At 68.7% G+C, this 25,640-nt stretch carries 15 protein-coding genes; 8 read left to right on the top strand and 7 right to left on the bottom strand.

The window, feature by feature from the left end; all coding sequences use genetic code 11:
* Nucleotides 1-5 precede the first annotated feature (5 nt).
* The 6 genes from HBE64_RS22745 to HBE64_RS22725 are packed head-to-tail and all read right to left on the bottom strand — an operon-like array spanning nucleotide 6 to nucleotide 4,697.
* Nucleotides 6-1,787 carry a sulfatase-like hydrolase/transferase gene (locus tag HBE64_RS22745; protein ID WP_167107541.1) on the bottom strand — a complete coding sequence of 594 codons (1,782 nt, stop codon included), beginning with the start codon at nucleotides 1,785-1,787 and terminating at the stop codon, nucleotides 6-8.
* A complete protein-coding gene (locus HBE64_RS22740) occupies nucleotides 1,780-2,247 on the bottom strand; it encodes an SRPBCC family protein (RefSeq protein ID WP_208300531.1) in 468 nt (155 codons plus the stop codon). Before HBE64_RS22740 ends, HBE64_RS22745 begins: the two co-directional genes overlap by 8 nt.
* Nucleotides 2,248-2,260: 13 nt before the next feature.
* On the bottom strand, nucleotides 2,261-2,839 hold the full coding sequence (locus tag HBE64_RS22735; RefSeq protein WP_371744029.1) for an ABC transporter permease: 579 nt from the start codon (nucleotides 2,837-2,839) through the stop codon (nucleotides 2,261-2,263).
* Nucleotides 2,840-2,887: 48 nt separating this feature from the next.
* Nucleotides 2,888-3,025, bottom strand: coding sequence for a hypothetical protein (locus HBE64_RS25050; protein WP_371744028.1), 138 nt, complete (start codon nucleotides 3,023-3,025; stop codon nucleotides 2,888-2,890).
* Nucleotides 3,022-3,759 (bottom strand): ABC transporter permease, encoded by a 738-nt coding sequence (locus HBE64_RS22730; RefSeq protein WP_167107535.1) that lies wholly within the window; start codon nucleotides 3,757-3,759, stop codon nucleotides 3,022-3,024. Before HBE64_RS22730 ends, HBE64_RS25050 begins: the two co-directional genes overlap by 4 nt.
* Nucleotides 3,756-4,697: an ATP-binding cassette domain-containing protein gene (locus HBE64_RS22725; RefSeq protein WP_167107532.1), complete on the bottom strand. Its 942-nt coding sequence runs from the start codon at nucleotides 4,695-4,697 to the stop codon at nucleotides 3,756-3,758. The genes HBE64_RS22730 and HBE64_RS22725 overlap by 4 nt, the downstream gene beginning before the upstream one ends.
* A gap of 53 nt (nucleotides 4,698-4,750) precedes the next feature.
* On the opposite strand from HBE64_RS22725, the gene HBE64_RS22720 reads away from it, so the two are divergent.
* The 3 genes from HBE64_RS22720 to HBE64_RS22710 all read left to right on the top strand — a co-directional run bounded on the left by HBE64_RS22720 (nucleotide 4,751) and on the right by HBE64_RS22710 (nucleotide 8,326).
* Nucleotides 4,751-5,344, top strand: a complete 594-nt coding sequence (locus HBE64_RS22720) for a GNAT family N-acetyltransferase (protein ID WP_167107529.1) — start codon at nucleotides 4,751-4,753, stop codon at nucleotides 5,342-5,344.
* A gap of 123 nt (nucleotides 5,345-5,467) precedes the next feature.
* Entirely contained in the window at nucleotides 5,468-6,874 is a 1,407-nt protein-coding gene (locus HBE64_RS24925; protein ID WP_167107526.1) for a hypothetical protein, read from the top strand.
* Nucleotides 6,875-6,967: 93 nt separating this feature from the next.
* Nucleotides 6,968-8,326: a salicylate synthase gene (locus HBE64_RS22710; protein ID WP_167107523.1), complete on the top strand. Its 1,359-nt coding sequence runs from the start codon at nucleotides 6,968-6,970 to the stop codon at nucleotides 8,324-8,326.
* Here HBE64_RS22710 and HBE64_RS22705 read toward each other — a convergent pair.
* On the bottom strand, nucleotides 8,317-9,912 hold the full coding sequence (locus HBE64_RS22705) for a (2,3-dihydroxybenzoyl)adenylate synthase (protein WP_167107520.1): 1,596 nt from the start codon (nucleotides 9,910-9,912) through the stop codon (nucleotides 8,317-8,319). The two genes, HBE64_RS22710 and HBE64_RS22705, sit on opposite strands and share 10 nt — an antisense overlap.
* Before the next feature lie 91 nt (nucleotides 9,913-10,003).
* Between HBE64_RS22705 and HBE64_RS22700 the strand changes: the two genes are divergently transcribed.
* The 5 genes from HBE64_RS22700 to HBE64_RS22680 are packed head-to-tail and all read left to right on the top strand — an operon-like array spanning nucleotide 10,004 to nucleotide 25,615.
* Nucleotides 10,004-13,432 carry a non-ribosomal peptide synthetase gene (locus HBE64_RS22700; protein WP_167107517.1) on the top strand — a complete coding sequence of 1,143 codons (3,429 nt, stop codon included), beginning with the start codon at nucleotides 10,004-10,006 and terminating at the stop codon, nucleotides 13,430-13,432.
* Between the two features lie 40 nt (nucleotides 13,433-13,472).
* Entirely contained in the window at nucleotides 13,473-19,889 is a 6,417-nt protein-coding gene (locus HBE64_RS22695) for a non-ribosomal peptide synthetase (protein WP_167107516.1), read from the top strand.
* The gene (locus tag HBE64_RS22690; protein ID WP_167107513.1) at nucleotides 19,886-24,127 is read left to right on the top strand and encodes a non-ribosomal peptide synthetase; all 4,242 of its coding nucleotides are present in this window, start codon (nucleotides 19,886-19,888) and stop codon (nucleotides 24,125-24,127) included. The genes HBE64_RS22695 and HBE64_RS22690 overlap by 4 nt, the downstream gene beginning before the upstream one ends.
* On the top strand, nucleotides 24,124-25,404 hold the full coding sequence (gene mbtG, locus HBE64_RS22685) for an NADPH-dependent L-lysine N(6)-monooxygenase MbtG (RefSeq protein WP_167107509.1): 1,281 nt from the start codon (nucleotides 24,124-24,126) through the stop codon (nucleotides 25,402-25,404). The genes HBE64_RS22690 and mbtG overlap by 4 nt, the downstream gene beginning before the upstream one ends.
* Entirely contained in the window at nucleotides 25,385-25,615 is a 231-nt protein-coding gene (locus HBE64_RS22680) for an MbtH family protein (protein WP_167107506.1), read from the top strand. The genes mbtG and HBE64_RS22680 overlap by 20 nt, the downstream gene beginning before the upstream one ends.
* Nucleotides 25,616-25,640 lie beyond the last annotated feature (25 nt).

Below are 25,640 nucleotides of genomic sequence, written 5' to 3'. Positions count from 1 at the left end.
GCGGGTTAGCGGAAGAAGCGCCTGCGCGTACGCACCGGGGGCCGCCGCGAGGCATACGGCCAGGGGTTGTTGCGCTCGGGCACGGCATCGGCGCGCACCTGCTTGAGCTGATCGAGCAGATGTGCGCGCAGGCTGTGCAGATCGGGATCGGCCCAGCGGTTGACCGCCTCAATGGGATCGGCCGTGAGGTCGTAGAGCTCCCACTGGTCGTCGAGCGGGCTGGTGCGATACACCTCGCCGCCTGGACCGGTCGCTGCCAGATGGCGAACCCCGGGCTCGGTCCAGGTGCCCGGATCGTCGAAGGTGCGCACCAGCTTCCACAGATGCCCGCTGCCGCCTGCGGACTCCTCGACCTGAACCACCAGACCCTCGAAGTTCGCGGCGACATGGGCGGGAATGCGAATGCGAAGCAGGGCAGGAGGATTCACCGTCTGCCTGAGTCGGCGGCCCAGACCGGAGGCGCCGGTGTCGCCTTCGAGCATGTTGTCGCGGGTCATGATGTAGACGGCGCGGCCGTCGTCTTCGGCGGCGCCGCCGACGATCGGCATCAGGTCGCGGCCCGGCAGTGGGTGCACCTCGGTGAACGATTCGGCCAGCACCGCCGCGGTGGACTCGACATCGATACCGGCGGCACCCAGCAGCGTGGGCACCAGATCCACGTGCGAGGTCGGCGCGGTGACAACCCGTGGGCCGGTGGCGTCCTTGCCGATGCGTGCGATCACGAACGGCACCCGGGTGGCCTCGTCGTAGAGGTTGAACCACTTCTGATGCAGGCCGCCGTGTGCCCCGAGCAGGTCGCCGTGATCGGAGGTGCGCACCAGCACGGCGTTGTCGGAGCCACCGTCGGTGACCGCGCGGCGAACCCGGTCGATCGGTGTGTCGACCTCGGCGTGCAAGCGGTAGTAGAGGTCACGGTATCGCTGGGCGTTGCCGTCGTACATGTGCTGGATCGCGGCGGCCGGGCCGTAGCCGGAGTAGTAGGCCTCGCGGAATGCGATCTGGGCGGCGGGCTTGCTCTTGAGGTCTTCCTCGGATGTCGGCGCGGCGGGCACCGGCGGCGGGTCCAGCGGTGACGGCTCTTCCAACGGGGTCTTGCGCACCCAGGTCGGGAACAACACGATGTCGTGCGGGTTGACGAAGCTGGCGACCAACAGGAACGGCCGCAGCGCGTCCGGGTCGCCTGCGCGGCGCCGGGCGTAACGATCTTTGAGCCAGGCCACCACCCGGTCGGCGATCAGCGGGTCGCGACGGGTCCCACTGTTGGCGAGTCCGGCGCCGTGCGGCTCGGGCCCCACCCACCCTGAAAATCCATATGGTGCAAGGGGATCGGCATCGAGATAGCGCTGGACTGCCGCCTGGTCGACGACGCCGTCGTCGTCGTTGGTCGCCAGTGGCGCGCCTTTGTCGCCGATCAGGTCGGCATGGGAGATATGCCACTTGCCGTCGTAGTGGGTGTCGTAGCCGGCGGCGCGAAACCAGTTGCCCAGTGTGGGTACCTCGCCGGCGCGAAGCCAGCGCATCCGGGTGTCGTCGAATGACTTGCCGATGCCGTCGGTCTGCGTCACCCCGTGCAGATCGGGGTATTGGCCGGTGAAGATGGTGGGCCTGCTGGGTACGCAGGCCAGCGAACCGGTGTAGTGGTGAGTGAAGCTGACCCCGTTGTCCTCGAACCACTTTCGTCCGGTCAGGACGCGCTGTCGCCAGGCCAGGATGGCATCGGATTCATACGGTGGGACAGCGCGTTCCTCGTCGGTCATGACGATGACGATGTCGGGGCGGTCAGACATGGGAGCGCTCCATTCGTGTGGCGAGGCCGGCGAGCATCGCGTCGAGCTGTTTGGCCGAGAAGCGGGTGACGGCCTGCTCGGCAAGCCGCTGCAGTCGGTTCTGTCCGATCTCGATGGTTGCGGTCACGGTCACGACGGTGCCGCCGGCGGCCGCAGACAGCGTCCAGCGGTTGTTCACGCGGCGCAGCTGACGGGGCAAGCCTTCGACGTCGTAGGCCAGTGCGTGTGGGGGGTCGAACTCGGTGATGCGTTCGACCAGGGTGTCGCGCCCGACCTGGACCCGCCGTATGGTGCCGACCCCGACGTCCTGCGTGGTCGGGCTGAGCAGACACGAATGGTCGGCGATGTTCGCCCACGCACTGATCGCGCCGAAGTCGGCGAGGACATCCCAGATCGTCTGCGCCCCGGCCGCAATGGTCCTGGTGCGACTGATATCGGCCACCACGCCATCCAACCGCATCGGGGCTCGGCTGTCAGCGTCCCGTCGCGTTGCGGTAACCGCGGACGGCCAGCGGACCGAAGATCGCGACCAGCGACACCGTCCACCCGAGCGTCTGCACCACCGGCCACAGGATCGGACCGCCGTGGGCCAGGCCGCGCATCGCCTCGATCGCCGGTGACATCGGCTGTAGCTGCACCACCGGTTGCAGCCAGTCCGGGAACACCGCGAGCGGCACCATCCCGGTGTTGAAGAACAGCAGCAGGAAGCACAGCGACGACAGGCCGGTGACAATGTTCTTGCCGTTGGCCCGTACCGCGACGGTGACGATCAGCGCGCCGAAGCCGACGACCACCAGCACCGGGCCGAGCAGGAAGCCGATCGCCGCGAGTGGACCCTGGGTGAACCGCATCCCCATCGCGACACCGACCGCGGTGATGACCATCGTTCCGGCCAGCGCCCGCCCGGCCTCGGCCAGCAGCCGTCCGCTCAAGGCGCTGGCCCGGTGCACCGGCAGCACCCACAGTCGGCTCAGCAGTCCCGATTGGCGCTCGTCGGGAATCGCGATACCGGTGCCGATCGCCCCGAACAGGACGCCGGCCACCGCGCACATCGGGACCAGACCGTAGAGGCTGTCGTTGCCGGTGAGCGACAGGATGGACTAGCCGATCACCATCTTGTACACGACGAGCAGGAAGGTCGGGAAGACGATCGCCTGCACCAGCACGACCGGCTCGCGGCGCCACCGGGTGAGCAGCCGCCCGGCGTGCAGACCGCTCTGAGTCATCAGTGTCGTCACGTCGCCCTCCGCTGCATGCGCAGTGCGATCGATCCGAACACGATCAGCAGACCGGCGCACCACGCCACACTCACGCCGATGCCGACCCGCTCGCCGGATGCGAATCCCCGCAGCGTCGCCGAGATCTGCGAGACCGGCTGGTTGCGGACGAAAGGCCCGAGCCGGCTCGGAAACGCCGACGCCGGTGCGATCCCCGTCGAGAGCATCACCAACAACAGCTGGGGCACCAGCAGCACCTGGCTGGCCGCCTCGGCGCTCTGCGACACCGCGCCCATCGCATCGGCGCCCAACGACAATACCAGCGAAAGTGCAAGGGCGAGAACGACGAACGCGACCGTATAACCGGGAGGGCCGCTGAAGCGGAACCCGAACAGGTACCCGGTGCCGATTGCGGCCGCGAGTGCTGCGCCCGCCCGGATCAGCGAGGACAGCATCCGCGCGGTGACCGGTGCGTACTTGGCTAACGGCAGCGAGCGCAGCCGCACGCCCATCCCGTTGAGGTGGTCGCGGGCTGAGCGGTCAGCCGTGGTCATGGCCGTGAAAATCATTGCCTGAACCACGATTACGGGCAGGATGTACTGCGCGTAGCTGACCCCGCCGGTGTCGATCACGTACCGCAAGGTGATGTTGAAGCACACGAAGAAGGCGACCGGTCCCAGGATGGAGAACACCAGATCGCCGTCGCGGAGGGTGCCCAGCACCGACCGTTCGGTCAGGGCGGCCAGTGCCGTCACGCGTTCACCCCGGCGCCGGTCAGGCGGAAGAACACCTCGTCCAGTGACGGGCGGCGCAGCGAGATGTCGGCCACGGCGACGTCGAGTGGCTCGATCCGGCGGAAGACCTCGGCCAACGTCGCCAGCCCGTCGGGGGCCGGCAGCGATGCCGAACTCTCGCCGATCTCGAGGCCGACCATACCGCTCAACGCCGCGGCGATGCGGGCCAGATCACCGGCGGCGACCGGGGTGACTTGGCAGAAGCTGCCGCCCACACGGTGTTTGAGTGCTTCCGGGCTGCCCTCGGCGATCACGGTTCCGTTGTCGATCACCACGATGTCGTCGGCCAGGGCGTCGGCTTCCTCGAGATACTGCGTGGTCAGCAGCACGGTGATGCCGTCATCGCGAAGGTCCGACACCAGTGCCCAGACGTCCTGCCTGCTGCGCGGATCCAGGCCGGTGGTCGGCTCGTCGAGGAACAGCACGCTGGGCGGGACGACCAGTCCGCAGGCGATGTCGACCCGGCGGCGCATTCCGCCGGAGTACTTGCCGACTCGGCGGTCGGCGGCATCCGAGAGCGAGAACTGGTGTAGCAGCGCGTCGGCTCGCTGCCGGGCCTGCTCGCGGCGCAGCCCACGCAACCGGCCGAAGAGCACCAAATTCTCACGCCCGGTGAGCATTTCGTCGACGGCCGCAAACTGGCCCGTCAGTCCGATCGCTTCACGGACCTTCGCACCCTGCGTGACGACGTCGAACCCGGCCACCCGGGCGTGCCCCGATGTGGGCAGCGACAAGGTCGACAGGATGTTGATGGTGGTCGTCTTCCCCGCGCCGTTCGGGCCGAGAAGGCCCAGAACCGAGCCGGCGGCCACGCTGAAAGAGACACCCTGCAGGGCGGGCGGCGAGGTGCGGCTGAAGGTCTTGGCGACGTCGACCACTTCGATGGCCAATTCGGACATGACCAGAACTATGGCATGCCTAACCTAATTTGTGTGGGCTACGCTCTGCCCCGATGACCGAGGTTGTGCTTGCGCGTGCGCTGACCGATGTGCCCGCCGACGTGGCGGCCGTGCCGGGGCCTCCGGTGCCGGTGGTCGACCCGCCGTTCACTCTGCGCGTCGCGACGCCCGGGGATGCCGAGATGGTGGCCGAGTGGATGAACCGGCCGCATCTGGCGGCCGCATGGGAGTACGACTGGCCGGTCCAGCGGTGGCGCAAACACCTTGTGGCACAACTGGACAGCGCGTACTCGCTGCCGGTGATCGCGAGCTTGAACGACGCCCCCGGCGCCTACCTCGAGGTGTATCGGGCGGCAAAGGACTCGATCTCGGCGTGCTACGACGCCGGGCCGCACGACCTGGGGCTGCACGCTGCGATCGCCGATCTGACGCTCATCAGTAGAGGGTTCGGGCCCCTGCTGCTGCCGCAGATCGTCGCCAGCCTGTTCGCGGTCGACACGCACTGCGCCCGGGTCATGTTCGACCCCGACCACCGCAACACGGCGGCCCGCCGGGTGTGTGAATCCGTCGGCTGCCGGTTCCTTGGCGAGCACCAGATGCCCAACCGGCGGATGGCGCTCTATGCCTTCGACCGGCCCACCGGCTGAACGTAGACATCCGGCCTGACCATTTCTTCGGGCTTAGGTTAGGCATACCTATTGTTACTTAGGTTAGTCTCAGCTAATCTCCGTCGCGGTGCCAATCGGCAATCCCATGAAGAAGGAGATTTCGTGCAACGAGCCCTACGCCTCAACTTCGCCGAGGCTGACGTCCTGTCCGGTCCTGCCGACCCGACCCGCCGGGCCAACAGGTTCTTGGTCGCCGGAGCGGCGGTGGTCACTGCCGGCGCTTTGTTCGCAGGCCCGACCGTGCACAACCTGCCCACCGAGATCCAGCATCGCGCAGTACAACTCACCGGGCTCGCGGCGAAGGCCACCGACTCGCCCATCGCGGTGTACTCCGAAATCCTCTCGGACACCTTCGACAACGTCGCGGCACTTAGCCAGGCCATCCTGGCCGACCCGTTCCCGCTGCTGTCGCAGGTGATTCGCAACCAGCTCGGCTACGCCGAGGAGATCGGTGGCGCGATCGCCGGGATTCCCGCCGGCTGGCAAACCTACGTCACGGGTCGCGGTGCGACGTTTCTGGCGAGCCTGCAGACCTCGCTGAATGCGGGCGATGTCGGTGGGGCGGTGAACTACCTGAGCAGTTTCGTTCTCTACGGTCTGCAGGCCACGGTCTCACCGGTGCTCAACACTCTGCTGACCTACACCCCGCGCGGCAGCACGGTTGCCAACCCGGGCATTCCTCAGCAGATCGTCCAGAATCTCGCCAATGCCGTTGGTGTGCTGCTGTCCTCGACCGTGGTGGTCAGCAACATCTTCCAGTCGATCTACGGAACGGCACTCAGCACCGTGGCCGCAGCCGGCGACGGCCTGGCCGGCCTGGCGCAGTCGGTGTCCACCGGTGACGTGGAAGGCGCGATCAACTCGCTGATCAACCTGCCGGGTCTGATCGTCAACGGATTCCTCAACGGCTGGCAGCATCCGCAGTCGGCGGCGCCGTTCCCGGCTCTGCTGACCTTCGTGCCGGTCGCACCGCCGACGGATCCGGCCAACGGCGTCACCAGGACCGGCGTGTCGATCGGGCTTCTGGGTCGACTGCTGGTGACCATCCCGCAGGCGATCGCCGCCGCCATCACCCCGGTCACCACAACCGCCAGCAGCGCGGCGCCGGTGGCTGCCGTGACCGCAGCCGCGGCGACGACGGCAGAGACGGTGCCCACGACGGCGGCCACCACCGAGACGGTGAGTGCCGGTGAGGTTGCCGAAACCAGTGGCTCCGAATCCACCGACACCGCTGCCACGCCGACAGATTCAGTGGCCACCAAGCCGACCACCTCGGCCAGGTCGGCGACCACCAGCACCCGTCCCAGCCGGGCCTCTGCGACCGCCGACGCGGCCGACAGCATCGGCGGCGAGGTGAAGAAGTCGGTCGGTGGTTCCCGCAAGGCCGCTGCCAAGAAGCCGACGGCGACATCGTCGGATTCGGGGTCGGATTCGGCGTCAGGCTCGGCGTCGGAGTCGGCGTCGGCGTCGGCGTCCAAGGGTGCCGCTTCGTCGGACTCCTCGGAGTAGAGCCGCATGGGCAAGGCCGGGCCTCCACGGGGAAGGCCCGGCCTTCGCCCCGGCCGAGGGGCAGTAGCACCGCAGACGTTAGGACCTTGCCGCATGACCGACGTGACCCTCTCACCACCAGCGCAGGCCGCGACAGCCGGCTGGGATGGCTTGCCCGCGGGGATGGACCCCGCCGACGTGGTCGCACACCTTGCCGCCGCGGGGCCCGAACAGGACGGGACCGACTACCTGGTCTATGAGCGACACGGGTCTTGGACGATGGCGATCGGTGTCCGGACGGCCATCGAGCTGGATCGCGATGAGTGCCGAATCATCAACGGGGGCAACGTCGTCAGTCAGCGGTGGAGCGGCCGTCCGGCCGACGCACTGGCCTGGGCGCTCGATGCCGCCGGCTCGGACGGCGACCCGGCATTCGGGTGGATCGCATTCGAGTTGGGTGCCCACCGCTTCGGGCTATCCGGTCGGTTGCCTGACCGGGCGCCGTTGGCCCGGATCTTCACACCAAACAGCCGAGTGACCATAGCGGCGAGCGGAATTCAGGTCTTCGGGAGCGACGAACGCATCCGCGCGGCGGTCGCCGATCTGCGGCCCGGCACCTACGGCAGGACGGGGCCCGTGGACGTCCGCAACGACCACAGCGGCTATCGCGGCCGGGTGGCGACGGCGATCGGCGAGATTCGCAGCGGCCGCTACCAGAAGGTGATCCTGTCCCGCACGGTGGACGTCGGCTTCGACGTCGACTTTCCGGCGACGTACCGGCTGGCCCGGCGACACAACACCCCCGCCCGGTCATTTCTGATGCGACTGGGCGGTTTTCGCGCGGTGGGGTTCAGCCCGGAACTCGTGACAGCCGTCCTCGGCGACGGTGCGGTGATCACCGAGCCACTGGCCGGCACCCGCGCGTTCGGTCGGGGCAGCGCTGATGACCGGCGGGCCCGCGAGGACCTGACCTCTGATGCCAAGGAGATCGTCGAGCACGCGCTGTCCGTGCGGACGTCCCTGGCCGAGCTCACCGAGGTCGCCGACCCGGGCAGCATCGCGGTCACCGACTTCATGACCGTGCGCGAGCGCGGCAGCGTTCAGCACCTCGGATCCACGGTCGCCGGGCGGCTGCGCCCGCCGTTCACCCGGTTGGACGCCCTGGACGCGCTGTTCCCCGCCGTCACCGCATCGGGCATCCCGAAAGCCGAGAGCATGGAGGCGATCCTGCGCCTCGACGAGATGCCGCGCGGGCTGTACTCGGGGGCGGTCGTGATGATCACTCCCGACGGCGGTCTGGATGCTGCCCTGGCGCTGCGCACCGCCTACCAGGTAGGTTCCCGCACCTGGCTGCGGGCGGGCGCGGGGATCATCGCCGCGTCCACACCGGAGCGCGAATTCGAGGAGACATGCGAGAAACTCGCCTGCCTGGCCCCGTATCTCGTGCAGAAGATTGACCCCGGTCAGCTCTGAAGCTGTCCGACGATGGCCCGCTTGTCGACTTTGCCGACCGCGGTGGTGGGCAGCGACGCCAGCGGCACGACGGTGTCGGGGCGGCAGTGCACGGCGACTCCACACGCATCGAGATGAGCGTTGATCTCGGTCAGCGACAGGGGATCGCCGATGACAACGATTGCGGCGCAAATCTTCTCACCAAGGTAGGGGTCGGGGAGGCCGACGGCGGCCGCGGCGGTGATCCGGGGATGGGCCAGCAGGTGGCTCTCGAGGTCCAGGGCGGACACCGTCTCGCCCGCACGGGTGATGACGTCCTTGACCCGGCCGGTGACCTCCAGATAGCCGTTGGCCAGGCACCGGACCCGGTCACCGGTGCGGTAGAAGCCGTCCGGAGTGAACGCCGTCCGATTGTCCTCGTCGGCGCGGAAGTAGCCGTTGATCGTGTAGGGCCCGCGGACCAGCAATTCGCCCGGCTCTCCGGCCGCGACAGGCATGCCGTCGTCGCCGAGCACCCGCAGTTCGTCGTGCGGTGACAGCGGCCGACCCTGGGTATGCTCGACCAGCTCGGCGTCGTCGCCGATTCTGGTGTAGCACAACAACCCTTCAGCCATCCCGAAGACCTGTTGAACCCCGGGCGTCAGGGTGCTGCGGATGCGTCGGGCATCGCTGGCGGTCAGCTTGGCGCCGCCGACCTGGAGCAGTCGCAGCGTGCGCGGGCGGTTCTCCTCCCATTCGCAGGCGTGTGCCCACAGCGTGGCCAGGGCGGGGACCAAGGCGGTGACGGTTACGCCATGGCGGGCGATCGCGGCGAATGCCGCTTCGGGGCTTGGGTCTGTCGTGAACACCACGGTGGCACCGGCACTGATGGCGCCCAGCAGTCCCGGGCAGGCCAGCGGAAAATTGTGGCCGGCAGGCAACGCGGCGAGGTACACGTCGGCGGGGGTGAGGCGGCACAGCTGCGCGCTGGCGGTTGCGGTGTAGACGTAGTCGTCGTGGGTGCGCGGAATCAGCTTGGGGGCGCCCGTCGTTCCGCCGGAGACCAGCAGTAGTGCCGGTGCGGACGGATCGGGCTGCCACTGGGGAATCGGTCCGTTCGTCGCGCACAGCTGCGACCACGGGACATGGGGCCCGGCGTCACCCTCGACGATGATGTGCCGTAGCTGATTGTCCCCGTTGGCAAGTCGCTCAGCCATGGATCGATAGTCGAACCTCGGGTCGCTGCCGACGACCATGGCCGTCGCCCCGCTGACCCGCAGGAAGTGCGCCAGTTCCGCGTCGCGGTGGCCCGGCAGGCACATCACCGGAACAGCGCCCGCCCGCAGCAACCCGAACAGTGCCACTGCGAACTCGCAAGTGTTCGGCAGCTGCACCAAAACTATTTGACCGCAGCGGATTCCAAGAGCACGCAATCCCGCTGCGGCTGAGTCAGCGCGCTGATCGAGCTCGGCGTAGGTCAGGCCGGCGTGCTCATCGACGACGGCCGGGCGGTCGGGCCAGTTCGACGCGGCGGCGCGCAGGATCTCGTCGAGGCCATGCCCCCGCCAGTAGCCGGCCGCGCGATAGGTGGTTGCACGAGCGGACGGGAAGGGGACGAATTCGGTCATTGGCGCGCTCCTGACGTAGGCCTGGCGACACAGTGAAGATAGGGTAGCCTTCCCAAAGTTAGGTCAGGCTACTTTGGTAGGGGAGGCGACGGTGACGGTGGCTCGAGCGCAGGTCGCGAACAGGGTCGCCGAGGTTCTCGGGGTCGACGCGGAGGCCCTCGATCCCGACGGTGACCTGATCGCGCAGGGCCTCGACTCCGTTCGGATGATGTCCCTGGCGGGACGGTGGCGCCGCGAGGGGCTCGACGTCGATTTCGCCAGACTTGCCGCAGCCCCGTCGATCACGAACTGGGTGGAATTGCTGGCCGGTGCAGATCCGGCAGAGCAGGCGCCTGCGATCCCGCCGGTGCCGCACGGAGAGCCGTTCCCCATGGCCCCGATGCAGCACGCGATGTGGGTCGGCCGTGACCAGAGCCAACAGCTGGGCGGCGTAGCAGGCCATCTATACGTCGAATTCGACTGTGGCGAAATCGATCCCGATCGGCTGCGAGGCGCCGCCACCCGGTTGGCCGCGCGGCATCCGATGCTGCGGGTGCAATTCCTGCCCGACGGTACCCAGCAAATCGGTCCCGTCCCCGCGACCTACCCGGTCCATGTCGAAGACCTACGCACCACACCCGAGGACGCCGTTGCCCGTCGGCTCGAGGCCATCCGTCAGGCCAAATCGCACCAACAGTTGCACGGCGAGGTGTTCGAGCTCGCGCTGAGCCTGTTGCCGGGCGGCCGCACCAGGTTGCACGTCGACCTCGACATGCAGGCCGCTGACGCCATGAGCTACCGCACCCTGATGACCGACCTTGCCGCCCTCTGCGCCGGGGCGAACCTGACCGACCTCGACTACACCTATCAGCAATACCGCCAGCAGCTTTCACGCCCGCAGGCCTTCGAGGCCGATCGCGCGTGGTGGCACAGCCGACTCGCCGACCTGCCGGAGGCACCCGCACTACCCCTGATTCCACCCGGGCAGCAGAACGACCCGTGCCGCACCGCGCGCCGCTGGCACTGGCTACCCCCGAAGACCCGCGACGGCTTGTACGAGCACGCCCGCCACCGCGGCGTGACCCCGGCGATGACGCTGGCGGCCTCGTTCGCCGACACCGTCGCAGGCTGGTCGGCTGACCCCCGATTCCTGCTCAATGTCCCTATGTTCGGCCGTGAACCACTGCACGCCGACGTCGACAAGCTGGTCGGCGACTTCACCTCGTCGCTGCTGCTCGACGTCGACCTGGCCGCGGCCGCCACCGCGACGCAGCGGTCCCGCGCCCTGCAACGCACCATGCACGAGGCCGCCGGGCACTCCACCTATCCGGGGTTGTCGGTGCTGCGGGACCTGAGCAGGCACCGCGGAGCACAAGCGTTGGCGCCCATCGTGTTCACCAGTGCACTGAGCCTCGGCGAGCTGTTCTCACCCGAGGTCACAGCGCAGTTCGGGCCCGCGGTGTGGATCATCTCGCAGGGGCCGCAGGTACTCCTCGACGCTCAGGTCACCGAATTCGACGGTGGCATCCTGCTCAACTGGGACATCCGCGAGGACGCCTTCCGGCCCGGGGTGATCGACGCGATGTTCGGCAGGCACGTCGAGGAAGTACTGGCGTTGGCCCGCGACGAGGCTGCATGGGACGCCCCCCGCAGGCCACGGCTGCCCGAGTCCCAGCAGGCAGGCCGGCAGGCCGTCAACAGCCGCGTCGCCGAGCCGAGCGGAAAGATGTTGCACGACGGCTTCTTCGAACTCGCCGCGCACCAACGTGACGCCCCTGCGGTGATCGCTGGTACCGGCACTCTGACGTACGGGCAGTTGCTTCGACAGGCGCTCGCGGTGTCCGCTGCGCTGCGGTCCGCCGGTCTCGACGGCGGGACCGTTGCGGTGCTGGGACCCAAGAGCGCAGAACAGATTCCGGCGTTGTTGGGAATCCACGCCGCAGGATGCGCCTACCTGCCGATCGGCGCCGACCAGCCGCCCGAGCGGGCTCAGCGCATACTGGCGGGCGCCGAGGTGGATTTCACGCTGTTATGCGGCGGTGAGCCGGTCGACGTGGCGGGGCCGATGATGACTTTGCACGAGGCCATCGCCCGCGGTGACGGCACGGAAACCTCTGTGCTGACAGGTGATCCGGAGCGGCTGGCCTATGTGCTGTTCACCTCAGGGTCGACCGGTGAACCCAAAGGCGTCGAAGTCACCCACGATGCCGCGATGAACACCGTCGAGTTCATCACCGACCACTTCGGCATCGGGCCGGCCGATCGATGCCTGTCGGTGTCGACGCTGGAGTGCGACATCTCGGTCCTGGACATCTTCGCCACGCTGGGCACCGGCGGCACGATCGTGGTGGTCGACGAGGAGCATCGCCGCGACCCCGACCACTGGGTGCGGCTCATCGACAGTCACGGCGTCACCGTGCTGCACCTTCTGCCCGGCTGGCTGGCCATGCTGCTGGAGGTGGCGGGGCCGCTGCCCACCGTGCGGGTGGTACCGGCCGGCGGGGACTGGGTCACTCCCGCGATGGCACGACGGTTGCGAGCCTGCGCACCCGCAGCCCGGTTCGCCGGTCTGGGCGGGGCCACCGAGACCGCCATCCACAACACCGTCTGCGAAGTCGCTGATGTTCCCGGGGAGTGGACCGCGATTCCGTTCGGCAAGCCGCTACCCAACAACCGGTGCCGCATCGTGGCACCCGACGGCGGCGACTGCCCGGACTGGGTGGTCGGTGAACTCTGGATCGGTGGACGCGGACTCGCCCGCGGCTACCGGGGCCGGCCCGACCTGACGGCGCAGCGGTTCGTGCACCATGACGGCATCACCTGGTATCGCACCGGAGACCTCGCCCGCTTCTGGCCCGACGGCACGTGTGAGTTCGTCGGCCGGACCGATCACCGGATCAAAGTCAGCGGATACCGGGTGGAACTCGGTGAGGTCGAAGCGGCGCTGACCCGGGTATCCGGTGTGCTGGGCGCTGTTGCCGTCTCCGTGCCGGATGCCACCGGCACCCGGGAGCGGCTCGGTGCCGCCGTTGTGCTCGCCGACGAGCGTGTGCACGTCGACACGGTTCGCGCTGAGCTCGCCAAAGCGCTTCCACCGCATATGGTTCCGCACCGCATCACACCCATCGGCCAGATTCCCTACACGGTCGGCGGAAAGGTGGACCGGGGCAGCGTCGCGCGCCGCCTGGCGTCGTTCGCCGAGACCGCGACGGCCTACCGGCCCGCGTCGAATTCGTTGCAGGCAGCGGTGGCCGTGATCGTCGAGGGAGTCCTCGACCGGTCCCGGGTCAGCGTCGACGACGACTTCTTCGCACTCGGTGGTGACTCCGTGCTGGCCACCACCGTCGTCGCCCGGATCCGGCAATGGCTCGACGTCCCGGCGGCGGGCGTCGCCGACATCTTCGCCGGGCGCACCGTTGCCGGCATCGCCGAGCGCCTCGGCTCCCTCGACCCGCACCGCCGGCTCGAGGAGATCGCGCAGGTGTACCTCGACATCGCCGCGATGGACACCGCCCAGGTGGCCGCGGCACTCGCCAGCTGATCCCGGTGCGCCGCACCACCATCGACTCCAGGAGAGGACCATGAGCGACACCCTCGAGGCTGAGCGGCTAGAACTGTTGCGCCGCAGGCTCACCCAGCGTGGCCTGCGCGCGCAGAACCCGACTATGGACCCCGCGGTGATGACCGACGGCCAACGCCGCATGTGGTTCGTCCACTCCGTCGACAGCACCGGCGCTTTGCTCAACGTCTGTGTGTCCTACCGCCTGACCGGTGACCTCGACCCGGCCGGGCTTCATGAGGCGATCAACCGCGTCGCCGAGCGCCATGACGTGCTGCACAGTACCTACCACACCGGTTCCAACGGCGAGCCGCAGATCACCCTGCGGCACAACCTCTTACCCGACTGGAGCGAGCACGACCTCTCCGGCCTGGGGCAGCAGGCACGCCGGCTGAGACTGGAGGTCATCGCCCAACGGGCGTTCAGTACCCCGTTCGACCTCACCGCCGACGCGCCGCTGCGGACCACGTTGGCACGGCTGAGTCCCACCGAACATATTCTGCTGCTCACCGCCCATCACATCGCTTGGGACGACGCGTCATGGCGGGTGTTCTTCGCCGACCTGACCCGCGCCTACCAGGGCATCGCACTCGACCCCCCGCCACAGGCACCACCCGCGCTGCCGGGGCAGGACAACGCGGATCTGGACTACTGGCGCACAGTGTTCGCCGATCCGCCGGAGCCGCTGGAACTGCCGGGTCCACGGGGGTCGGTGGTGCCGCAGTCGTGGCGAGCAGACCGGCGCACCGTCCGACTGAGCGCCGAGACGGTAGCGGCAGTGACCACCCTCGCCCACAAATCCGGTGCCACGCCGTATACCGTTCTGCTGGCGGCATTTTCAGCACTCCTGCATCGATACACCCACGCCGAAGACTTCCTGGTCGCCGCACCGGTCCTCAACCGAACGTCCGACGATGTCATCGGATACCACGGAAACACCGTGGCGATGCGCATGCGCCCGAGTCGGTGGACGACCTTCCGCGAACTTGTCGACGCTGCCGGTGGGGCCACCCGCGGCGCCTTCGCTCACCAGCGGGTCAACCTCGACCGGGTGGTGCGGCAACTCAATCCCGACCGCCGCTACGGAGTGGAGCGGATGGCCCGCGTCGGGTTCGGCATGCGCGAGCCCGACGGTAACGGTTTCTGCCCGAGCGGTATCCGGTGCGAACGCGCCGACCTCCGCGGCCAGTACGCCCAATTGCCGCTGGGCGTCATGGTCGAGTTCGCCGATGACGGGGCGCTAGTGGAAGCCGAGTACCTCACCGAGGTGCTCGACGACGACCTGGCCCGCCGTCTCCTCGACAGCTTCTCCGTGCTGCTCTGCGACGCGCTGGCCCGACCGGACAGCAGCCTGGCGGATCTGCAGCTCCTCGGCGCCGAGGAGACGGCCTGGCTCGACCAGATGTCGCGGGGTGACGAATTCATCTGCCCACCCGATACTCTCGGCTCGTTGATCGCCCTGCGGGCGGCCACGCAGCCGGACGAGACGGCAGTCGTCTACGAGGGTCGCCACTACAGCTACCGCGAGATCAACGCCGAGGCCAACCGCATCGCGCACCGGCTGATCGCTGCGGGCATCGGGGCCGAGGACAGCGTCGCCGTCCTGCTGGGCAAGTCACCCGAGCTGGTGACCACCGCGCTGGGCATCGTCAAGGCGGGTGGGGTCTACCTGCCCGTCGATCCTGAGTATCCCGCCGAACGAATCGCGCACATCCTCGCCGACGCCGATCCGGTCATGGTTGTCCGGGAGCCGATCCCGGGAACCGACACCTTCCCGGCCACCGACCCCGCTCCCGCTGACCTCGTCCGGCCGCTGACTCCTTCCAACACCGCCTATCTGATCTACACCTCGGGATCGACCGGACTGCCCAAGGGCGTCCCGGTGCCGCACGGCCCGGTCGCCGACTACTTCCGGTGGTTTGAGCAGGAGTACGCCATCGGGCCCGGCGACCGGCTGCTCCAGGTCGCCTCACCGAGTTTCGACGCGTCCATCGGCGAGATCTTCGGCGTCCTGGTCCAGGGTGCCCGGCTGGTGATCCCCCGCCCCGACGGGCTGCGCGACATCGGCTACCTCACCGACCTGTTGCGCCGCGAAGCCATCACGGCCATGCACTTCGTCCCGTCGCTCCTGGCGTTGTTCCTGTCGCTACCCGGTGTGGAACAGTGGCGCACGCTGCGCCGGGTCCCGATCGGTGGTGAGGCCCTGCCCGGCGAACTGGCTGACAAGTTCCACGCCACCTTCGACGCACTGCTGCACAACTTCTACGGCCCCACCGAGACCGTGCTGAACGCCACCCGGTTCAAAGTCGAAGGCAGGCAGGGCAGCCGAACGGTGCCGATCGGCACGCCGAAGATCAACACCCAGATCCATCTGCTCGACGACGCCTTGCGGCCCGTCCCGGTCGGTGTGATCGGCGAAATCTACATCGGTGGAACACATCTGGCCCACGGATACCATCGAAGGCCCGCCCTGACCGCCGAGCGCTTCGTCGCCGACCCGTTCACACCCGGTGGACGGCTCTACCGTTCCGGTGACCTGGCCCGCCGCAACAGCTCCGGTGACCTCGAGTTCGTCGGCCGCGCCGACGAGCAGGTGAAGATCCGCGGCTTCCGCATCGAACTGGGTGAGGTCGCGGCAGCGATCACCGTGGACCCCAGCGTCGCCAACGCGGTCGCCGTCACCGCCGAACTGCCGCAGCTCGGTAAGAGCCTGGTGGCCTACCTGACGCCGGTGGCCGGGGAGACCGTGCAGCTCGACCGGGTCAAAGCCCGCGTCGCCGCGGCGCTACCCGACTACATGGTTCCGGCGGCGTATGTGGTGATCGACCAGATACCGGTCACCGCCAACGGTAAGCTCGACCGCTCGGTCCTGCCCGATCCGGACATCGGACCGGTGGCTCGCTACCGGGCGCCGGCCACCGCGACCGAACACGCCATCGTCGCGCTGTTCGCCCAGACCCTCGGAGTCGACGAAGTCGGCTGCGACGACTCGTTCTTCGACCTCGGTGGCCACTCGCTGTTGGCGACTAAGCTTGTCGCGGCGATCCGCGCCGCCACCGGGGCGGAACTCGGCATGCGCGAGTTGTTCGAACGCGGAACCCCGGGAGAGATCGCCGCACTGGTCGATTCCCGGCGGCAGACGCCGGGTGCGGCGAGCCGGCCCGCGCCCGTCGCGCACGGTGACGCGACCGAGCCGTGCGCCCTGTCGGCGGCGCAGCTGCGCAGCTGGTTCCAGTACCGGCTCGACGGACCCAGCCCGGTCAACAACGTGCCCTTCGCCGCTCGCCTCACCGGACCGTGCGACTTCGATGCACTCGCCGCCGCGGTAGGTGACGTGATCGCCCGACACGAGATTCTGCGCACCGTCTACCGGGAGGTCGACGGCGTCGCCCACCAGCTGGTCGAACCGGCCCGACCCGTGGAGGTCCGGCGCCTCACCGGCAGCGGCGAGCATTGGCTGACAACGCAACTCGATGCTGAACGCACCTACTGCTTCGACCTGGAAGCCCAGTGGCCGATCCGCGTCGCGGTTCTCAGCACCGGCGAGAACGCCGTGCTGTCGATGGTGGTCCACCACATCGCCGCCGACCACTGGTCGGCCGGTGTGCTGTTCGACGACCTGCTCACTGCGTACCGGGCGCGGCGCGAAACCGGAGCCCCGCCAGCGTGGGCTGCGCTGCCGCTGCAGTACCGTGACTACGCCGCCTGGCAGGCGCAGCTGCTGTCCGACCCCGAACTGACGGGCACGCAGCGGGACTACTGGACCAGACAACTCGACGGCCTGCCGGAGGACACCGGACTGCGGCCCGACCTCCCGCGCCCGCCGGTGGCCGGCGGGGCCGCGGCCTCGATACCGCTGCGCATCGACGCCGGAACCCGGCAGCGTCTGGTCGCACTGAGCCGTGAGCTCGGCATCACCGAGTTCATGGTGCTGCAGGCGGCGGTCGCGGTCGTCCTGCACAAGTCCGGCAGCGGTGACGACATCCCGCTGGGCACCCCCGTCGCCGGCCGCAGCCACACCGAATTCGATTCTCTGGTCGGATTTTTCGTCAACATCCTGGTGTTGCGCAACGACCTGTCGGGCAACCCCACGCTACGCGACGTCATGGTGCGGTCCCGGGAGATGGCGCTGGCCGCCTATGCCCACCAGGACCTCCCGTTCGACCGGGTGGTCGACGCCGTCAACCCGGTACGGTCGCTGTCGAGGAACCCGTTGTTCGGCGTCGTGGTGCACGTCCGCGAGGAACTGCCCGAGAACCAGATCATCGACACCGGACCCGGCGGCGACACCGTATTCTCTGCGCTGGAGCCGATATTCGATATCGCCCATGCCGATCTGAGTGTCAACTTCTTCGTCGGCGACGACGGCTATCGCGGCCACGTCATCTACCGCACCGAGCTGTACCACCCGGCGACCGTGACACGGTTTACCGGCTGGCTGCGCCGCGTGATCGACGCCTTCGCCACCGGTCCCGACACCCCGCTGCGTGACGTGGTTCTGCTCGACGACGCCGAACAGGACAGCATTCTCGCCCGTAGCCGTGGCCCCGCCTCACCCGCCAGCAGGCCGAGGACCGTCCCGCAGCTTCTGGAAACGAATCGGCCGCCCGATGCGAGCCGGGTCGCCGTCCGATGCGGCGACCTGCAGATCGACTACGCCGAACTGCATCGCCGCGCCGACCGTTTCGGCCATCTTCTCGCGCGCCACGGTGTCGGCCCCGGATCGCTGGTGGGCATGTCGATGCGTCGCGGCATCGACATGGTGGTCGCGCTGGTGGGGATCATGAAGGCCGGCGCCGGTTTTTTCCCACTCGATCCCGGCTATCCGGCAGCCCGCAAGCAGCTCCTGCTCGACGACGTCGGGCCTGCGGTCGTGGTCGCGACGGCTGAGGCCGCCGAGACGATGCCTCCGGCAGCCGGGGTCACCGTGCTCTCGATCGACGACGCGGCGATCCGAGCGGAGCTGGACCGCACCGATCCGCAGGCACCCCTTCCTGCCCCGCATCCCGACGACCCGATGTACCTGATGTTCACCTCGGGCTCGACAGGCACACCCAAGGGCGTGGTGGGAACCCACCGGGCCATGAGCACCAGACTGTCCTGGCAGGTACGGCACTACCCGCTGCCCGGACAGGACATTCGCCTGGCGCAGGCGCCGATGACCTTTCTGGAAGGCTGTATCGAGACGCTGGCAGGCCTGGCCGCCGGTGCCACCCTGATCCTCGCCGACGACGCCGAACACCGCGACGCCGAAGCGCTGGCGGCAATGATCGAGCGGCATTCGGTCGAACAGGTCACCGCCGTCGCAAGTCTGGCCGCTGCGCTCGTCGACTGTGCACCCGGCGCGCTCCGCTCGCTGCAGCGCCTCGTCTGCTGCGGTGAGCCGGTCAGCGCCGCACTGCTGGATCGGCTGAGTACCTGCCTCGGACCTGAGCACCCCGGTGAGCTGCTGAACGCGATCGGCGCGACCGAGACCTCCGGGGCATTGGTACGCGGCCCGCTGCAGGTACCTGTCCCGAAAATCGGTGTGCCGATGGAGGGTTCGCAGGTCTACCTGCTCGACGACGCGCTCAAACCCGTCCCGGTCGGAGTTGTCGGCGAGTTCTACTACGCCGGAGAGCAATTGGCGCGCGGCTACTGGAAACAACCGGGCCTGACGGCCACCCGATTCGTCGCGAACCCCTATGCCCTTGAGCCCGGTGCCCGGTTCTACCGCAGCGGTGACCGCGGCCGGTGGACCGAAGACGGCAGGCTGGAGTTCGTCGGCAGAACCGACCACCAGGTCAAGGTGCGGGGGTTCCGCGTCGAACTCGCCGAAGTCGAGGCGGCCCTGAAGCAGGCCGTCGGGGTGGCGGTCGCGGCCGCTCGCACCTGGGACGGCCCGGGCGGTACGGCCCTGGCCGGGTACGTGGTCGCCGATTATCCGGTGGCCGATCCCGCTGCCTTCACCGCCGCGGTGCGGGCCTCGGTGGCCGCCGCATTGCCGGGTTACATGGTGCCCGCGACGATCTCGGTCCTGGAGACGATGCCGAAGACCGAGTCCGGCAAGCTCAATCGGCCCGCCCTGCCGCGGCCCGAGGTGCACACGACGGGGGAGCGTGAACCGGCCAGAAGCCCCACGGAGCGGGCCGTGGCCGAAGTGATGGGCGATCTGCTCGACGTCGCCGGGATCGGACGCGCCGACGAATTCTTCGCCCTCGGCGGCGACAGCATCCTCTCGGTGCAACTGGCGTCCCGGCTGCGCGCCAGGGGATTTCACGTCCAGCCGCGGACAATCTTCGAGCACCCCACCGTCGCATCGCTGGCCGAGACGATCGACGCCACCCACCAGGCCGGTGAGACCCACGACATGCGGCACCAGCCGATGACGGTCTCGGGCCTGTCAGCCGGTGATCTGGACACGCTCACCGCGTTATGGTCACAGGACCGGCAGTCATGACGGGCACCGACATCGAGGACGTCCTGGCACTGTCGCCGCTTCAGCTGGGTCTGTTCTCGCACACCACCCTGCTCGGGCCCGGCGCCGAGGACCCGTATGTCATCGCGATGTCGGCCGACATCACCGGCCCGCTCGATGTCAGCCTGCTGCGGGATTGCGCGGCAACGATGTTGAGCCGCCACCCCAACCTGCGGGTCAGCTTCTGGCACGACGACCTGCCGCGGCCCGTCCAGATCGTGCCGGCCACCGTCGACGTGCCGTGGCGGCAGGCTCGTGCCTCGGCCCACCAGGCGCCGGGGATCGAAGAACAGGAACGGGCAAGGCCGTTCGATCTGGCTCACGGTCCGTTGATTCGCTTCCTGCTGATCGAGCTACCGGAGCAGCACTGGCGCCTGGTCATCACCGCACACCACATCGTGATCGACGGCTGGTCACTGCCGGTGTTCATCGGCGAACTGCTTACGCTGTACCGCCATGGCGGCACCCCTGACGTTCTCGCGCCGCCCCGGTTGTACCGCGACTACATCGGCTGGCTCGCCGGGCGGGACCCGCGCGCCGACGAACGGGTGTGGCGCCGCCACCTGAGCGGCTTGCCGGGGCCGTCACTGTTGTCACCCGAGCTCGGCGGCCCTGGGGCCGGCCTGCCCGGCCGCACCGAGATCACGCTGCCCGTGGAGGACACCGAACACCTCGCCGCCGCGGCTCGCGCCCGTGGGCTCACCCTCAACACCGTGCTGCAGATGGCGTGGGCGCTGATCCTGTCCCGGTTGACCGGCCGCGACGACGTCGTCTTCGGTGTCACCGTCTCCGGTCGCCCCTCGGAACTGACCGGTGTGGAAACCATGGTGGGCCTGTTCATCAACACAATCCCGCTGCGGGTCCGGCTGGACCCCAGTCACACTGTGGCCCAGCACTGTTCGAGCCTGCAGGGAGAGGCCGCCGAACTGCGCGACCACAGCTACCTGACCCATGGCGAGCTGCGGTCACTGGCGGGGGTCGGCGAGATGTTCGACAGCCTGCTGGTCTACGAGAGCTTTCCACCCGGCGACGTCGTCGGTGGGCAGGAGTTCACCGCAGGCCCGGTGACCTTCCGGCCTACCGGCATGGAGAGCCTGACCCACTTCCCGGTCACCGTGGCCGCTCACCGCAGCGGCGCGGGCCTGACGCTGATGGTCGAGGTCACCGACGGAGCGCTGGGGTCGATGACCCCCGACGTGCTCGGCCGGAGAATCCTCTCGACGATGCGCAGCCTCGTCGACAGGTGGGACGCGCCGCTGGGCCGGGTCAGCATCGCGGTCGACGACGGGACCGCCGACCGGGCCGTGGTAACACCGCCGGCCACCCGAGTATGCGGAGGAGTCGCCGAACACTTTGCGAAAGCCGCTGCCCAACATGCCGATTCGTTAGCTCTGCGCTGGTCGGGCGGCGAGCTGACCTACCGGGAGCTCGACGAGCGTTCCGATCGGCTGGCGGGCCTGCTCGCCGAGGCGGGCGTCTGCCGCGAGACACCCGTCGCGATCCGGTTATCCCGCGGCGGTGACTACGTGATCGCCATGCTGGGTGTGCTCAAGGCCGGCGGCATGTACGTGCCGCTTGAACCGACGATGCCGCCTGCGCGGACGCTCTCAATGATGGCCCAGTGCGGCGCCACCATCGTTATCGACGGGAACACCATGGCCGCCGCCCTGCAGGCACCGCGCCTGCGGGTACCGGCATTGCCGGACCAGGCCGCCTACGTGGTGTTCACCTCCGGCACCACGGGAGAACCCAAGGGCGTCATCGGAACTCACCGTGCACTGCTGGCCTATATCGACGACCATGCCGACCGAATGCTGCGCCCCGCAGCCGAGCAGCTGGGCCGCCGGCTTCGCATCGGGCACGCCTGGTCGTTCGCCTTCGACGCGGCCTGGCAGCCGCTGGCCGGATTGCTCTTCGGTCACAGCGTGCACATCGTCGACGAGGACGATCGCCGCGACGCCGACGCGCTGGTGCGGATCGTCGGCGGCCACGGGATCGACATGCTCGACGTCACCCCGTCGCTGTTCGGTCACCTTCGCCAGGCGGGACTGCTGGAGGCCACGGCGCTGAAGGTTCTGGCCCTCGGCGGTGAGGCGGTCGGTTCGGCCGAATGGGACGACATTCGAAAGAGCTGCGCCCAGGGAGGGCTGACGGCGCACAACTGCTACGGCCCGACCGAGGCGACAGTCGAAGCTGTGGTGGCGGCGATTGGCGACCACGAGGCACCCGTCATCGGCTATCCCACCCGCGGAAGCGGCTGTGCGGTTTTGGACGCTTGGCTGCACCCGGTACCCGACGGCGTGGTGGGCGAGCTGTACCTGACCGGACATCAGCTGACCCGAGGCTATCTCGGCCGGTCCGCCGAGACCGCCACGCGGTTCGTCGCCACCGCCGGCGGCGGCCGAATGTACCGAACCGGTGACCTCGTTCGCCGAAATGCCGACGGCGCTTTGACTTTTCTGGGCCGGGCCGATGCGCAGATCCAGGTTCGGGGGCATCGCGTCGAACCGGGCGAGATCGAAGCAGTGCTGGCTGCACTGCCCGGTGTGCGGCACGTCCACGTGGCCGTCCACCCTGCCGCGGCAGGCCCGCGGTTGATCGCCTACCTGGTCGGCGAGGCGGCGGTGCCCGATCTGCGCGCCGAACTGCGCAACCGGCTGCCGCGCTACATGCGCCCGCATCGCGTGGTCGTCGTCGACACCATCCCGCTGACGATGAACGGGAAAGTCGACGAGGCGGCGCTGGCCGCCATGGTCGGGCCGGAGGACACCTCCGCACCGCCACGCACCCCGACCGAGATCACGCTGGCGCGTGCGGTCGCAGACCTGTTGAGCCTCGACGAGGTCGACATCGACGCCGACCTTCTGGAACTCGGACTGGACAGTATCGTCGCGCTCTCTGTCGCCCAGATCGCCCGCCGCGACGGCCTGGCCCTGCCCGCGCGGCTGATCCTCGAAAGCGGGACGACACGGGAACTCGCGGCCGCAGTCGACCGCGGTATCGCCGACGACAGCGCTGCCGGTCCAGAACCTCAGGGCCCGGTTCCCGCGCTGCCCAATGCGCACTGGCTCTATGAGCACGGCGACCCGCGACGCCTGGCACAGGTACAGCTGCTAGCGCTGCCGGAGGGCACCGATGCCGAGCGGCTCCGCGTGCTGCTGGACGCCAGCGCTTCTGCTCACGAGATGCTGTGTAGCCGGATTGATCTGGCGACGATGACCTTTCGCAGCGACGGTCCGGGCGGCATCCCGCTGACGGAGATCGAGGTGGCCGGCGACCCGGTAGCTGCGACCGCCGAACATGCCGCCGCTGCCATCGAACGTCTGGACCCCCAAGGGGGCTGCCTGGTCGAGGCGCTGTGGCTGCACCGGCACGCCGAGCCCGGTGTGCTGGTGCTAGCGGCTCAAGTGCTGGCGATGGACCCGTCGTCATGGCGCATCGTCCTCGGTGAGCTCGCCGCGGGCCTGCAGGCCCCAGCCGGTCTCGAACCGATGCCCGAGCAGATGAGCTATCGCCGTTGGGCGGCCCGCGCCGCCGAGCGGGTGGCCGCCCTGGACACGATGGGCTTCTGGCTGGCACAGCTCGACGGCGAGGATCCGGCCCTGGGAGCCAGGCGGATTCGGCCCGGACGAGACCGGGCCCGCGATCTCCAGGTCACCGCGACCGTCACCGATGCCGAGCTCACCGGGCGACTGTTCCGCGGTCAGCGACCGATTCAGGATGCCCTGGCCGATGCGTGCGCCCGGATGATCGACCGATGGCGGGCCGCACGGGCGCAGCCTGCCGCGGTCCCGCTGCTCGCACTCGAAACGCACGGCCGGGCCGGCGGCGCTGATGACACCGTGGGGCTGCTCAGCGCCATCTATCCGCTGCGGGTTCAGCCGGGTCGCCCCATGCCGGAGATCGACGGGTACGCACAGGATTACGCTCTGCTGCGTTATTGGCGCGCCGACACCGCCGAGCGGTTGCGCAGCCTTCGCGAGCCGCAAGTGCTGCTCAACTACCTGGGGCGCGTCGACGGTCTCCCGACGACCGGGGCACCGGTGTCGATGGTGCCCGAACCGAACGCCGCCGTCCGCCACGAGCTGACCCTGATCGGCGCGGTGAGCGGCGGCCAACTGGTCACCCAGTGGCGCACCGTTGCCGACATCTTCAGCCCACCGGAAGTTACTGAGCTGCAATCACTCTGGCAGGATGCGCTGCGCGAGGTGGCCCGATGAAGCTGGTGATCGTCGGCGCAGGCGCGAAGGCGGTTGCGGTCGCGGCCAAGGCTGCGGTGCTGCGCGAGATGGGTGTGCCGGCCCCCGCCATCGTCGCCGTGGAGAGCCGGACGGTCGCGGGCAACTGGCACGCGGCCGGCGGGTGGACCGACGGCAGGCACAGGCTGGGCACCAGTCCGGACAAGGATGTCGGATTCCCCTACCGGTCAACACTTCTGCCCGGCCGAAACGCCGAGCTCGATCAGCGAATGACCCAGCTGAGCTGGCAGACCTATCTGGTGGCCCGCGGCGGGTTCGCCGAGTGGGTCGACCGGGGAAAGCCCGCCCCGACCCACGAGATGTGGGCGGATTACCTGCGGTGGGTTGCCGAGCGTGCCGGACTGACGATCGTCCACGGTGCGGCCGTCAGGCTGTCGCTGGACGGCCCGCAATGGGTGGTGCACACCCACGACTCCCGCGTCCGCGGTGACGCGGTGATGATCACCGGTCCCGGCCAACCGGACCGATCGGTGTTGCCGGGCCACCCGCAGGTGCTCTCCATCGCCCGGTTCTGGCAGCTCGCGTCCCGCAGAGACCGGATCGATGCCGAGCGGGTCGCGGTGATCGGCGGTGGCGAGACCGCGGCGTCGATGCTCGATGAGCTTTTCCACCATCGGGTTTCGACGATCACGGTGATCTCCCCGCAGGCGACATTGTTCACTCGCGGCGAGAGCTTCTTCGAGAACCGGTTGTTCAGTGACCCGACTGACTGGGCGGGGCTGAGCGTCGCGGAGCGGCGTGAGGTGATGGCCCGGACCGACCGGGGAGTGTTCTCGGCCCGCGTGCAGGACTCGCTGCTGGCCGACGACCGGATCCGCCATCTCCGCGGACGCGTCGCCCACGCGGTGGCTGCCGACGGGCGAATCCGGATCACGCTGCAGACCGACCAGGGCGGCGAACGGCTGGAGACCGTCCACGGCTTCGATCTGGTGATCGACGGTTCGGGCGCCGATCCGTTGTGGTTCATACCGCTACTGGGCCAGGACGCGCTGGACCTGATCGAGGTCGCGCTGAACGCGCCGGTGACGGGCGAGCTGTTGCAACGCTCCATCGGCGACGACCTCGCCCTCGCCGGGGTCGCACCGAAACTGTTCCTGCCCAACCTCTCCGGGCTCGCCCAGGGCCCCGGCTTTCCCAACCTGAGCTGTCTCGGGTTGCTGTCCGACCGCATCCTGGGCGCCGACCTCCGTCCAACCGATCCGAAGATCAGGAGAAACCATGAGTACCAACCCGTTTGACGATGACGCAGGCCAGTTCTACGTCCTGGTCAATGACGAGGAGCAGCACAGTCTGTGGCCGGCCTTCGCTGAGATTCCCAGTGGCTGGCAGATCGTGTTCGGCGTAGCGGGCCGGGGCGAGTGCCTCGACTTCGTCGAGCAGCACTGGACCGACATCCGGCCGAGAAGCCTGCGCAGGGGAGGTCTCGACAGTGCCGTCCGGCAGTGCTAACTTCCTCCAAGTTAGTTTAGGCAAC

The sequence above is a fragment of the Mycobacterium sp. DL592 genome (genome assembly GCF_011694515.1).
Taxonomy (GTDB): domain Bacteria; phylum Actinomycetota; class Actinomycetes; order Mycobacteriales; family Mycobacteriaceae; genus Mycobacterium.
The sequence above is the reverse complement of the archived record's forward strand: the minus strand, read 5'-3'. Positions and strand labels throughout refer to the sequence as shown.

What these genes read in the sequence shown, in the direction of transcription:
- HBE64_RS22740 (WP_208300531.1), bottom strand. Translation starts at nt 2,247, where the DNA reads ATGCGGTTGGATGGCGTGGTGGCCGATATCAGTCGCACCAGGACCATT.
- mbtG (WP_167107509.1), top strand. Translation starts at nt 24,124, where the DNA reads ATGAAGCTGGTGATCGTCGGCGCAGGCGCGAAGGCGGTTGCGGTCGCG.
- HBE64_RS22695 (WP_167107516.1), top strand. Translation starts at nt 13,473, where the DNA reads ATGAGCGACACCCTCGAGGCTGAGCGGCTAGAACTGTTGCGCCGCAGG.
- HBE64_RS22720 (WP_167107529.1), top strand. Translation starts at nt 4,751, where the DNA reads ATGACCGAGGTTGTGCTTGCGCGTGCGCTGACCGATGTGCCCGCCGAC.
- HBE64_RS22680 (WP_167107506.1), top strand. Translation starts at nt 25,385, where the DNA reads ATGAGTACCAACCCGTTTGACGATGACGCAGGCCAGTTCTACGTCCTG.
- HBE64_RS22690 (WP_167107513.1), top strand. Translation starts at nt 19,886, where the DNA reads ATGACGGGCACCGACATCGAGGACGTCCTGGCACTGTCGCCGCTTCAG.
- HBE64_RS22745 (WP_167107541.1), bottom strand. Translation starts at nt 1,787, where the DNA reads ATGTCTGACCGCCCCGACATCGTCATCGTCATGACCGACGAGGAACGC.
- HBE64_RS22735 (WP_371744029.1), bottom strand. Translation starts at nt 2,839, where the DNA reads ATGTGCGCGGTGGCCGGCGTCCTGTTCGGGGCGATCGGCACCGGTATC.
- HBE64_RS22710 (WP_167107523.1), top strand. Translation starts at nt 6,968, where the DNA reads ATGACCGACGTGACCCTCTCACCACCAGCGCAGGCCGCGACAGCCGGC.
- HBE64_RS22725 (WP_167107532.1), bottom strand. Translation starts at nt 4,697, where the DNA reads ATGTCCGAATTGGCCATCGAAGTGGTCGACGTCGCCAAGACCTTCAGC.
- HBE64_RS22705 (WP_167107520.1), bottom strand. Translation starts at nt 9,912, where the DNA reads ATGACCGAATTCGTCCCCTTCCCGTCCGCTCGTGCAACCACCTATCGC.